At 36.9% G+C, this 12,620-nt stretch carries 11 protein-coding genes; all 11 read left to right on the top strand.

Features of this window, described 5'->3' with window-relative positions:
- The first annotated feature begins 3 nt into the window (after nt 1-3).
- Genes ACQKIH_RS09695 through ACQKIH_RS09645 form a run of 11 tightly spaced genes read left to right on the top strand, consistent with a single transcriptional unit; the run spans nt 4 to nt 12,607 of the window.
- Nucleotides 4-2,646, top strand: coding sequence for an Hsp70 family protein (locus ACQKIH_RS09695; protein WP_427765494.1), 2,643 nt, complete (start codon nt 4-6; stop codon nt 2,644-2,646).
- A gap of 47 nt (nt 2,647-2,693) precedes the next feature.
- Nucleotides 2,694-3,467, top strand: a complete 774-nt coding sequence (locus tag ACQKIH_RS09690) for a hypothetical protein (protein WP_057982534.1) — start codon at nt 2,694-2,696, stop codon at nt 3,465-3,467.
- Nucleotides 3,468-3,514: 47 nt separating this feature from the next.
- Entirely contained in the window at nt 3,515-4,162 is a 648-nt protein-coding gene (locus ACQKIH_RS09685; protein WP_236706682.1) for a hypothetical protein, read from the top strand.
- The gene (locus ACQKIH_RS09680) at nt 4,159-5,583 is read left to right on the top strand and encodes a hypothetical protein (RefSeq protein ID WP_427765491.1); all 1,425 of its coding nucleotides are present in this window, start codon (nt 4,159-4,161) and stop codon (nt 5,581-5,583) included. The genes ACQKIH_RS09685 and ACQKIH_RS09680 overlap by 4 nt, the downstream gene beginning before the upstream one ends.
- Nucleotides 5,546-6,760 carry a pentapeptide repeat-containing protein gene (locus tag ACQKIH_RS09675; protein WP_427765488.1) on the top strand — a complete coding sequence of 405 codons (1,215 nt, stop codon included), beginning with the start codon at nt 5,546-5,548 and terminating at the stop codon, nt 6,758-6,760. Before ACQKIH_RS09680 ends, ACQKIH_RS09675 begins: the two co-directional genes overlap by 38 nt.
- A gap of 28 nt (nt 6,761-6,788) precedes the next feature.
- Nucleotides 6,789-7,340: a hypothetical protein gene (locus ACQKIH_RS09670; protein WP_057982544.1), complete on the top strand. Its 552-nt coding sequence runs from the start codon at nt 6,789-6,791 to the stop codon at nt 7,338-7,340.
- Between the two features lie 49 nt (nt 7,341-7,389).
- Nucleotides 7,390-8,127 carry a hypothetical protein gene (locus ACQKIH_RS09665; RefSeq protein ID WP_427765485.1) on the top strand — a complete coding sequence of 246 codons (738 nt, stop codon included), beginning with the start codon at nt 7,390-7,392 and terminating at the stop codon, nt 8,125-8,127.
- A gap of 34 nt (nt 8,128-8,161) precedes the next feature.
- Nucleotides 8,162-8,581 (top strand): DUF4280 domain-containing protein, encoded by a 420-nt coding sequence (locus ACQKIH_RS09660; RefSeq protein ID WP_427765483.1) that lies wholly within the window; start codon nt 8,162-8,164, stop codon nt 8,579-8,581.
- Nucleotides 8,582-8,613: 32 nt separating this feature from the next.
- A complete protein-coding gene (locus ACQKIH_RS09655; RefSeq protein WP_427765481.1) occupies nt 8,614-10,164 on the top strand; it encodes a phage baseplate assembly protein V in 1,551 nt (516 codons plus the stop codon).
- Nucleotides 10,164-11,615 (top strand): pre-toxin TG domain-containing protein, encoded by a 1,452-nt coding sequence (locus ACQKIH_RS09650; protein WP_427765478.1) that lies wholly within the window; start codon nt 10,164-10,166, stop codon nt 11,613-11,615. Before ACQKIH_RS09655 ends, ACQKIH_RS09650 begins: the two co-directional genes overlap by 1 nt.
- Before the next feature lie 14 nt (nt 11,616-11,629).
- Nucleotides 11,630-12,607, top strand: a complete 978-nt coding sequence (locus ACQKIH_RS09645) for a hypothetical protein (RefSeq protein WP_427765476.1) — start codon at nt 11,630-11,632, stop codon at nt 12,605-12,607.
- Nucleotides 12,608-12,620: the final 13 nt, after the last annotated feature.

Here is a 12,620-nt window from a genome sequence, read left to right as displayed (position 1 = left end):
GGTTTGAATAAATATTCATATAATTTACATATTAACAAAAAACACCTTGATAAGAAATATATGATGTATACAAAAACGGAATTAATGGAGATGACAACTTTTCAGTTGAGAAATATATGTTATAAAGAAAAGCTTGTCACAGGTCTGATTAATAATCTTACAAGAGATATGTTAATTTCGACAATATTAAAATACCGAAGTATTGATGATACTTTCCTTATTTTAGAGAAAAAGGAAGGTGGTTTCGACCGAGTAGAAGCAGCATTAAAAAAACATTTAAAAACTGTGCTCTCAGATAATGGAGAAATCAAGGTCCCCGCAAAAATGAGTATCTATAAAGGCATGAAGATAGATAAAGCTGACCAATATTATGTAGAAACCGGTGGTCGACTTGTGGAATCGAATGTATTACTAATTAATGAAGAACTTGAATTGTGCGGAATCCTTAATCTATTAAGAAATCATCAAAACCCTAATCTTTTTTATCTTACAGCTGATCAAGAAATAGGGATTAGAGAGACGACAAATAAGAGTTATAGTTTTGTTTTCTTAAGAAAGCAGGATTCGGAGTACATATATAAAACATACTATCAGGAGAATCCACTTCCACCTACTAATCTTCACTATTATAAAATTCCCATACCGGATTTAGAGATCAAGCAGTTAGAAACAACAAATGCAATTCTTGCCATTGATTTTGGTACAACAAATACGACGGCTGGTGCTTATTTGGATAGTGATTATGTTTCCTCACCATGCAGCCATGATTTATTAAATCAAAGAATCCATTTAAATAGCATTAACTTTGTATCCTTTCAAGATCCGATGAATGAGGATGAATGGATAGAAGTAGTGCCGACCGTTATGAGCGTAGCAGATTGCTCGAATCCCGATCAAGTAAGCTATTATTATGGCTATGAAGCATTAAAAATTATGAAAAAAAATAGCTATACAAGTCTTGCTACAAAATTTCAAAGTATAAAAAGATGGGTCAATAATTACGATAAGCTGGAAGAAATTATTGATGGGCATGGGAACACGGCACTCGTTCCAAGAAGTCAAATTTTACGAGAATTCATACTGTATATTATTCGGATGGCAGAGCACCAGTTAAAATGCCGTTTCAAACATATACATATTTCAAGTCCAGTCAAGCTAAAGACGCAATTTATTAATATGTTCAATGATATTTTACCTGAATATGAGATTGAGTCTGAGTATGCCCTCGATGAAGGGATGGCGGTCCTTTATAATACGATTGCCAATCAAATAGAGAATAATAGTTTTCTTGATGGTAAAGAGTATAAAGCACTCGTCATTGATTGTGGAGGAGGAACAACGGATCTTTCCTCTTGTAAATTCCGTATAGAGGATGGGCATATCTCTTATAAAATAGATATTAATACGACATATGAAAATGGAGATACAAATTTTGGCGGAAACAACATTACATATCGTATTTTTCAATTCATGAAAATTGTTTTTGCCAATTATTATAGTCGTGGAAAAAAAGCATATGACATTGATGTAATAATAGATATACCGAGTAAAGATATTTATAGACATGTAGATGAATTTGGTGTTGAAGCAGTCTATGAACAATTTGAAGCAGCCTTTGCTGAGGCAGAGCATATTATACCTACGCGTTTTAAAGAATTTGAAAATAGGACACGTGATGAATATTTACGTGTTAGAAATAATTATTATTTTTTATGGGAAATGGCTGAAGGGATGAAGAAAGAGTTCTTTAGGAAGACGGGTATTCTAAGAAGTCGATTCTATTCAGAAAATGATTTAGATCATGACAGTGATATAAACGTGACAACTGTTGAACATTGGTATTTGTCGCTATGGGAAAATAGCCAATTCAAAGATGTATATGATTATCCAAATGTTTTTTTCAACATTAAAGAAATCAATCATCTAATAAAGGCTGATATTTACGATATAGTAAGGATATTTTTAGAAGAGTTTTATGAGAACGGAGAACTCGCTGAATATTCTATCATTAAACTGACTGGTCAATCATGTAAGATCGATGCGTTTAGAGAAGCGTTAAAGGAATTTGTACCTGGACGTAGTATTGAGTTTAGACAAAAGGCCGATGATTTCGGAAAAGTAGCAGAATTGAAGCTTGCATGTTTAAGAGGTGCGTTACGTTATCTGAATGCGAAAAAATTTGGCACGATTGAAATGAATGTTACAAACCAGGCACCAGTTGTACCTTATGAAGTAAGTGCTTTCACACATAATCGTCAGGAAAAATTACTCATTAGCAGTTTAGAACGTCTAAATCAGATTCACGGTTCTATCTCTCGACCATGGGGAGTTATAGAAGTTGAATTTTACTTAAGGGACAGTGAATATAATACTTCGCATAAATATGTTTATTTCAATAGAAAAGAAAATTATGTACCTGTACTTTACGAGACGATTGCATCGTATTATCAGGCTAACATTCCCCAAAATGAAACAGATTACATTAAAAATGGCGAAGTGAAATTTTTCGTTTTTGCTGAAGAAAATTGGGGATTCCATGTTGTACCTGTGGCTAGAATCGATGAACAGTTATTTTTAGGAAAAAAAGAATTTTTTGCTTTTGAACCAGATCTATCGGAATTGGATTTCTTTGATGGATTAAAGTAGTCCGTTATATTAACCAAAAAGCAAATGAGAGAGGATGAAAGAAATAATTGTTTTCCAATCAATATCCACTTTTTCATAAAGGGAGAATTTTAAAGCGAGAAATGTTGGAAAACTTACGAGATTACCCAAGGGACTTTCTCGATATATATTTCCAAGATTATTCAGATGGGATTATTGAGGGGGTAGAAGTTGTTATTGAGGAAGATACGCTTGTTATTACAAAAGGAATTATCAAGCATAAAAATAGACTTTATCTCCTCCTTCATAATTATGTAATTCCTTATCATGCTACCGGAAAAGAGACAATGTTAAAAATAAAGTTTCAAGAGGAAATTGTTGAGCTCGATTTTAATTGTTTTACAGCAACTATTGTACTTGATGAGTTTAGTGAAGTAGCGAGTAATGAATTAGAACTAGGTCGATTCAAATTAAAATCAGGTGCGAGGTTACGTTCAAAGCACGAAGACTTCCTTGATTTTGCAACGGAATATAACACATTCAATTACATTCATTGTCAATATGCTGGTTTTCAAAAAAGTACGTATCATCCAATCATTTTGCAATATTTTGCAAGAGAGCTTTTAAATAATCGACCTACGAACGCCTATGATATAAGCTTTGCCTTTTCTTGTATAAATGAAGATCGAATCCAGCGTGATACGATTTTATATTATGTAAGTAACAGATTAGGTTTGGAGTTCAAAGATTATACGAATGTGCAAATTCATAAGTATTTAAGTCGAATTTTATTAGAATCAAGTGGAAAAAAACAATCTTCAGAGCTAACTTATGGACGTTCCAAACGTATGATCGTTGATTAAAAATGGTTGTTTGTTATAAAAATTCGTTAAAGAAGGTGGGGGACAAATTGAAATTTTTAGATGAAAGAATCATTGCACTAAGAAATGAGATGCGTGAAAACAATAGACCTGTTCAGGAAGAAGCGGAAGTTACTCTAAATGAATCACAACAAGAGCTAGATATTTACCAGCCGTTTGTTGAAATTGCTGGTGAAGAAATTCAAATAATCGATCAAAGTATTCTAGATGGGAAAGTCACTTTACGGATGCCTGAAATCTTTACAATAATGCTTCCTGAATTGGCATCTTTAAAATATCCATCTGAGCGAAGACCTAACTTGATTTATACGGATGAATCGTCAACAATCAACCTTGCTTTTAATATGACAACACATTCAGTAACAGAGATGGAAATCGCGGAATTTCAAGAAAATATGGCAGATGTATTAGAGCAAGCACAGCCCACAGCAGAATGGCTCGACAATGATAGTAAGGAAATAGACGGGAAAAATATCGGCTTTTTCGAAATTATAACACCAGCGCTGGATGGGGATATTTATAATTTGATGTTCTTCGCTTCGATAGATGGAAAAGCACTTATTGGGACATTCAATTGTATGGAGGAAGATGTCGAAGAGTGGCGTCCTGTTGCGCAAGCGATGATGGATACATTGAAATTTGTTCGTAATGACATCAATGGAGGTGCAAATCTATGAGTCTCACAGTAACAGCTTATCATAATTTACAAGTGTCACCTTTTAAACTCATACATCTGCAAGAGCTTTCGTTAACGAAGAAAATGAATGATCATGCAACACTTTGGTTCACAGGGGTTGTGCCAGAGGATGTTAAGGATAAATATGTTCAAATGACGGAAGCCAATGCTGCAATTGAGGTAAATCAGCTTGATAATGAGGGAAATCCGATTCCGTTCTTTAAAGGCGTTATTTTAGCTATTAAAGTGCGTGCTGTTAGGGGGATTTACTATCTTGAAGTTGAAGCTGCTTCAAATACGTACCACTTAGATATAAAAGAAATCAATCGTTCGTTTCAAGATAAAGACCTAACTTATGAAGGACTATTTAAAAAAATAGGAGAACCTTACCCAGGGATTGATATTATTGATGAAGCCACTAAAGGAAGTAAGTTGGACAAGTTTACACTGCAATATCGAGAAACAGATTGGCAATTTTTGAAACGACTCGCATCTCGTTTTAATACAGGGTTAGTTCCTGCTACGATTTTTGATAAGCCAAAGTTTTACTTTGGAATACCTGCTGGAAGTGCAAAAGGGAAACTAGAAGATTATCACTATACAACAAGAAAAAAACTAGCTGAATATCTACTATATACAGAGAACGGTAATGAAGGCATTGAAGAAAATGATTTTATTTATTATGAGGTTGAAACGGACAAATTTTTAAATATTGGCGATCATGTATCCTTTAGTGAACAAACCTTGTATGTATATGAGGCTCATACATCGATGAAAGACGGGTTGCTCAAGCATATTTATACGCTATCTTCAAAAAAAGGCATGAACAAAAGTGAAGTCTTTAACCAAGCTGTTTCTGGTTTATCGCTTGAAGGAAAAGTACTAGAGGTGGCAAAAGACCATATAAAAGTCCATCTTAATATTGATAAGTCACAAGACAAATCAAAAGCGCATTGGTTTTTCTACTCGACTGTTTATACAGCGGAGGGGCATAGTGGCTGGTATTGTATGCCTGAAATCAATGATTATGTCCATGTATATTTCCCATCGGTTAAGGAAGAAGAAGGCCTAGCGAGCAGTTCGATTCGCAAAGATTTGGAAGCCAGCAAAACGAATAAAGTAGATGATCCTTCTATTAAATATTATCGGACAGCTTTTGGTAAAGAAATTAAAATGAGTCCCACTGAAATTGTCATTACGGCACAGGATGGGGATATTTATATTCGTCTGAATGAAGACAGTGGTATTGAAATTTTCAGTAAAAAGGAAATTAAGCTGATTTCAGAAGAGGATATTTCTGTAAATGCAAGTAAGAAAATTTTTTTATCTGCAGAGGAAGAAATTTCTTTAAAATGTAAAGAAAGTAAAATAATCATGAATGGAAGTGTCGAAATCTTCGGAAAAGAAGTCAAAGCCAATTAGTGAATGGAGTTGTAAAGTTCTTCACGAAGATAAGGGAGCGATGTATATGCAAGCTGAGGGAGTTTTACAGCATTTCTATGAAAAAGAAGTAGAAAAAAGACGGTTGAATTATTTATTGGCATTAGAAGATTTCTTTCAAGCTTCTAAAGAGGAGATTGCACAACAATTCAAAAGATCTTTTCAAAGCATTTGTCTCCAGTTGCAAAAGCAGCAGTCACAACAACAGAAGGGGGCTATAGGACATATTACCTTTTCGATGTTGCGCACGGAACTATTGGAAGGCAGTCATATTTATATAGTTGAAGGGACAGATGAGGATTGGTTTTTTGACATGCATCCCGTTCTAGCTACTTATGATGCAAACTGGGCATTTCGTTTTTTAGAACAATTCATAGAAGAGCTATATTTGTATAGTAAGACATTTATGGGAGCGATTACGAAATCAGATATTGAACAAATCAAGATAAAAGAAGCTACTCATTTTCATCAGTATGTAATTAGCCTCGTGAGGTATGCGCTTGCTGATATGATTAGATGCCCAGAATACGTAGCATTGAACAGAGCTCAAACGGTAGAAATTCGTATAGGCGAGTACATGGATATAAGTGAAGCTGTTTATATTGATGATTTCTCACAGAAGGATACGGAAGAAATCAAGATGTGGCTTAATCAAAAGCTCGAAGAAGAATATCCATATGAAGTATTTAGTCACTTAAATTTATCTTCTGGGAACTATGAAAATGTAGATTTACGCTATGCGTTTTTCCAAAAAACGAATTTATCACATAGTCAAATGCGAGATTGTCAGCTGATTGGCGCTAATTTTAAGGAGAGCCATCTAATAGAAGCAGATTTAAGTTTTAGTAGTATTTATGAAGCAGATTTTAGACAAGCAGAACTTCAAGGTGCTAGTTTCCAACAAGTACAAGGGGCAAGTGGACTTGCTGATAGAGAGACTTGGGAAATGCCAGGATACCTTCCAGTCCGTTTTACAGGTGCAAATTTAGAAGGTGCAAATTTTGAGTTGGCAAATTTACGAGGAGCTTGTTTCTTAAACGCAAATTTAAAAAATGCGCAATTTACAGGTGCAAATTTAGAGAAAGCTATATTTTCCAAAGAAGCTAGAGAACATCTGAAGCTTGATCCATTCCAATCGGCTACCGTCATTTGGAAGTAGAGATGTATTGAGAAAAGGAGGTTAAAAGGTGAACTATTATATCCTATCTCAGGATGACCGGATTTCAAATGTTGTAGAACCAATTGGCATATCTAAGGTGATCAAAGGAGAGTACTTAACAGAAGAAAGAATGGACGAGTTAGAAGAGCTGGATCGTCAATTCCCAATACTGGATAAAAGCACGAATGACTATATAGACTTTATTGAAAAGCCCATCGCTCTCTTATCAGACCCTATTAAAAAATTAGTAGAGAAATATGAACCACAATTACCATTCAAATCAGTAGTTTTAATGGATATGCCCAAGTTAAGTCAGGTACTCTATTGGCTTATTATCCCACCAAAATTAGCGTGTTTGTCAGCACAAACCGAGTTCCATCGGGACGGGACGTTGAAAAAGCTCGTTATTGATGAGGCGTTAGCTGCCCCGTATACTATTTTTAAAATTGAAGGTATTAGAGAAGATTATTTGATTATTAATATCGAGCTTGCAGAAAGTCTACTACGCCGAGCGTTTCGAGGTGTTCGTTTAGTAAAAGTACAAACAGAAGGTACATGGAACAAGGTGTTTAGTAGCTAAAGCTTTGATGTAGAATCGTCATGGAAAATTTGAAAGCGGGGAGAGCAATATGAAAAGCAAGTGGATACCGGTAATTTTGGCAGCATTGGTACTGGCAGGCTGTGGATCTGATAGTACTGAACAAGTTAACAAAGAGGTAGACGGAGAGGTACAAGAAAGTTCAGCTAGTGCGAAAATGGATATTAGTAAATCCAATTTTTCAAAAATCTTTGCAGAGGGAACATATCCAGCTGATATTATGACGTTAGGATTAACAGCAGAATTGAGTGGGAAGATGGAAAAAATTACAGGAAAGATGCAGATGGCTATTGCTGAAAATGAAGTGTGGTACTCTGAGACACTTGCAAGTTTGGAGGAGGGGGAGGCATTTCCTTATGACGAAAAGCTAGGACTAACGGAAGAAGAATACGATTTTTTGCTCCAAGCTGATCAACATTTGCAATTTGGAAAAATTGGTGAAAGCGAGATTACCATTACGAGAGCGGATGAACAGCCTACTATTCTTAATCCATCATCGGCAATTGTCAGGGAGCTAACGATTAGCGAGGATGGGAACACCATTCATAGTGATGTAGGTGAGTTGGCGTATGTTGAGGAAATAGTTGCTTCGGATCAGCAAACGATTACTGGAAGATGGAACGGTCATTTCTATCGGATAGGTGACGAGAATTCACAACAAGTAGTACAAATTTCTATTGGCAAGTTTGAGGATCGTGATGAAAAAATTATGTATATTGAATTATTCGAACAAGGGCAAGAGCAACAATTTGAGTTTTTTGTATTTTAATAAAAAGTAAGGGATTAGAAGGGAGTGGGTAGGGATGACGCAATCAGGTTCAGATGAAATGCAGACAAAAGGGAGTGATCAGCGAAGTTATGTGGTTGCTGGTGCAACGCTTTCATGCTCTCAAGGAGATCAAACAAGTATTTTAGCGATGCCTTTCAGTCATGGAGTATATACGAAGAACAAGGCTCAAATGAACATTATGGATTTTAAGCCTCATATCAATATTCAGCCGTTTGGTTTATGTCAAACACTTGCAAATCCAGCCGTAGCCGCAGCAACAGCAGCGAACAATGGCGTTCTTACACCAGTACCTTGTACACCTGTCGTGACAATGCCCTGGATTAACGGAAAAGATGATCAATTGGTGGAGAAGTCTCCGGCACTTATCAATATATGCATCAATATGTGCCTTTATAGTGGGACAATCAAAGTCGAAGATGATGGTCAGGAATAGACCTCATCACCTAAAGAAAGAAGGGAATTCATGTGAAGACGTATGAGGAAGCAATTGGGTACGGCGAGCTTGAACTCGTATCCCCTTATGATGTCCAAACGTTGCATGATCTCAGCCTGTTTCATACTGTCAATGACCATGCAAGGTTGTCGATTACGGGGATGATCCCCGAGGACAAGAAAGATCGTTGTATGCAGCTTGCCAGCAGTTTCGATAGAATCGAGCTCTATCAAACAAAGGATGGACAGCGCGTTCGGTGTCTTTTCAAAGGGCAAATAACAGAAATGGCCATTCGAACGGTGAGAGGTATTTATCAAATCGAGCTAGAAGCGATATCGTCTACATTTCGCTTAGATTGTAAGAAGATTGCTCGCTCTTTCCAAAACGATAAAATGACGTATACGGGAATGCTTGACCAAGTGCTTGCCAATTATTCAGGTGCGGATGTCATTGATGTTGCTTCAAAGGGTACACCGCTCAAGCAATTTATATTACAATATAAGGAGACAGACTGGCAGTTTTTGAAGCGCATGGCGTCTCATTTTCGGACTGTACTCGTACCAGCAGTAGATGCCGATACGCCGAAGCTATGGTTTGGTCTACCCGACGGACGTGCTGAGGAGCTACCGGATGATTGGTATACGATTACGAAGGATCGCTCCATCTATTTACATACTGCGCATAATGATTTAGAACACCCGATGGAAGAAAAAGATGGCGTGACGTATGTAATCGAAGCGAAAAAGCCGCTGTTAGTAGGGGACCGTGTACGTATACAAAACAAGGAGCTCATTGTAGCTAAAACAATGGCTTGTATGAAGCAGGGCGTTCTTACCTATGAATATCATTTAGTGACAGAGGCAGGCATTCGTCAAGGCAGACTGAACGCACCTTTACTTCCAGGCGCATCCCTTGATGGCAAAGTGTTGGAGGTCAAGCAGGACAAGGTTCGTCTGCATCTTGCCATCGATGAAAGCCAAAAGAAGGAAGAGGCAACCTGGTTCCCACTGGCGACATTATACACGGCAGAGGGGCATAGCGGGTTTTATTGTCCACCTGAGATCGATGATACCGTGCAGCTTGCCTTTCCGAATCATCGGGAGGAAACAGCGATTGTCCGCCGCAGTATCCGAAAAAGCGGCAATACGAATCCAAAAACAGCCGACCCGAAAACTGCTTACTGGGGCACCCCCCGTGGCAAAGAATTCAAGCTAGACCCCCAATCGGTAGTCGTGACCGCCAAGGAAGGGGCAACCTTCCTCAAAATACATCAAGAGACGGGCATTGAAGTCCACAGCAACCATCCGATCGTTTTAACAGCCAGTGATGACATCACGTTTTCAGGGAAAACGATCGCCATGAGCGCAGGTGAATCTCTCCGTTTTACATGCGGATCTAGCAGTCTTGTACTCGATGGCATCACCGATATTCAAGGTCAAATCGTAGAAATGGATGGCTCGATTAAAGCGCCAGTTTCTATCTCAACAACGACAGAAGACGATGATGATGATGATGATGATGATGACTTCGAACAAGGCCTCGACGTCATAGGCATGATCCCACTCGCAGGGGGTGGTGCTTAATGGCGAAGAAGGGAAAAAGCAAAGGATTCTTAGGTAAGGCAGCCAGTTTTCTCGGCAGTATCCCAAGTGTCGGAGATGTAGCGAAGAAAGCAAAGAAAGCGGTCAAATCAACAGCGAAAAAAGCGGGAAAAGCAGCGAAATCGACAGCAAAAAAAGCAAAAAGTGTCGCCAAGTCAACGGCGAAAAAAGCGAAAAAGGCGGTCAAATCCACAGCGAAAAAAGCCAAAAAAGCAGCGAGTTCCGCCAAAAAGAAAGTCAAAAAGAAGGCAAAACAGGCGAAGAAAAAGCTCGGCAAAGTGTATACGAAAGCTCGGAAGACCGCGAACAACCTGTCTAAAAGCAAAATGGTCAAACAGGTCAAGCAAGTGGCGAAGAAAGCTGTGCTTACAACGAAAAAAGCCGCTCAAAAGACGAAGACAGCTGTCACAAAGGCTGGTCAGCAGGTAAAAGCAGCTGTTAAAGACACGAAAAAGGTCATGACAAAAGTGGCGGGGAAAGTTGCCATCACTTACACCGCCTTTAAAGAAGGCGGTTATAAAGAAACCCTTTCGGCTATTGCTGACTTTATCCCAGTAGTGGGCAATATTAAAGCAGGGATTGAAGTTGCCATCGGAAGAGACCTGATTACAGGTCGCAAGATGGAAGCTTGGGAACGAGGCGTAGGATTTGCGGCTGTATTTGGCGGAGGTTTAGTCAAAGGAGCTGTACGTGGCAGTAGATTTGCATCTGGCATCATTACCGGTGGGAAGAAAAATGGGCAGGGACCTAAGCAAACCCCATCTAATAATTCAAAGCCTTCAACTACAAGCAAAGGGAACGCTACAAATCAGGTTAAAAGTATTGAAAAAAACCTAAATTCATTAGATCAACAAATAGCTAATTTAAGAAAAGAAGGAAATAAAGATGAAATAAAGAAATTACAACGTGAAAGAAATAAATTAGCAAACAAACTTGATACACCAGATAATATAACCAAAAAATATAATTTGGTGGAGGCAAAGACCTATGAAAGAAAAATCGATAATACTAAATATTATTCCCATGATAAAGGGGATTTTGGAGAAGAAGTATCGAAAATAGTAGCAAAGAAGAATGAATTAGGAGAAGATATATCAGAGTTGTTCCAAGTAGGTAGGAACGGTATTGATGGAACATTTTTATCTAAAGGACCGCCACCTAAGTTAACAATGTTAGAATCAAAAGCTTCAGACGCTGCGAATTTTATCTATTCCGATAAACAAAAGCTCGGTGGTGAGGAGTACTTTACGAAAATGCTTAATAGTACTGACTCTAGATATTCTGATTTTAAGAAGCAATATAGAAAGCTACAGAGAGAAAACCCAGGATTAGAATTTGATTTTATAAGGGTAGAAACAGATATTAAAATTACGAAAACAGGATTTGGCGTAGAAGAATTAAAAGTTAAGGATTGGAATAAAAAATTTGATTAATAGAGGTGAACATATTGTTAAATACTAAAAAGTTACAATTATCATATAAAAGATATACTAAAAATTTTGTTGAAGGAATAAAGTTTGAGGATGTAGAAGAGACATATTTAGAAAGTTTTAATAGAATTACTCAAATTGTGAATTTGAATGAGATTGAAAAGGACCATATTTTATTAATAGATTTAGATTCAATCGAATCATATAATATTTCTAAATGGAAGAGGGATGTTCTTGTAAATCATGGAGAAAATTCAGTTGAATTAAACAAAATAATGATGGTAATATTTCATCAATGTATGGTACAAAATCTTTATAAAAGTAGATATCCCAAAATGTTTGTCGAATATACTTTTGAAGACGTAATTAAGACCTTAATCCATTTCACAATGTTTGGATGGGAAAAGGAAGAGATTATATTATTTAATTTTATAGTAGATCATTTTGATAGCCGCTGGATGAAGGCAAATAATTGGAACAAACATACATGGTTTTTATTGGAGCTTTATTTGCAGTTCCGAAATAAAACCATCTTTGGAACAAACCAAAACCTTCATAAGGCTGTGAGAGAACAATTTAAAAAGATGGATTTAGAATATGGTTTAATACCGGAAGAATTAGATGTCTATACTGAAGTATTAAAACATTGGGAAACACCTCAGCTAGATGAAATTAAAATTTTGACTGATAAAATGTCTGTGTATCATTCTGTTTTAGCTTCTGAGCTAGGAGAATCTATTGAATTTGGGGATTTTGGCTACGGATTTTACCCTTATGAAATTTTATTTTTACTTTTCGTAAGGAAACAACGTGGATTACCTGTTCCAGAAGAATTCGATGATTTTTTAATGAATACACCTGAAGCGAAAATGAAAATGAATGATCCAGAACCATATCCTGAATGGGACCCTCTTTTAAAACTTATAGATGGTTTTTATAGGAAGAATTATCCGGATTATATTCCGAATCAATATGGGGAACTTTTTCAAAACTAAAATAGCTTTTATG

Origin of the sequence: Solibacillus cecembensis (assembly GCF_050272495.1) — a bacterium.
Classification (GTDB): Bacteria; Bacillota; Bacilli; order Bacillales_A; family Planococcaceae; genus Solibacillus; species Solibacillus cecembensis.
The sequence above is the reverse complement of the archived record's forward strand: the minus strand, read 5'-3'. Positions and strand labels throughout refer to the sequence as shown.

Coding starts and splice junctions, on each gene's coding strand:
- ACQKIH_RS09660 (WP_427765483.1), top strand. CDS start 8,162: ATGACGCAATCAGGTTCAGATGAAATGCAGACAAAAGGGAGTGATCAG.
- ACQKIH_RS09665 (WP_427765485.1), top strand. CDS start 7,390: ATGAAAAGCAAGTGGATACCGGTAATTTTGGCAGCATTGGTACTGGCA.
- ACQKIH_RS09680 (WP_427765491.1), top strand. CDS start 4,159: ATGAGTCTCACAGTAACAGCTTATCATAATTTACAAGTGTCACCTTTT.
- ACQKIH_RS09650 (WP_427765478.1), top strand. CDS start 10,164: ATGGCGAAGAAGGGAAAAAGCAAAGGATTCTTAGGTAAGGCAGCCAGT.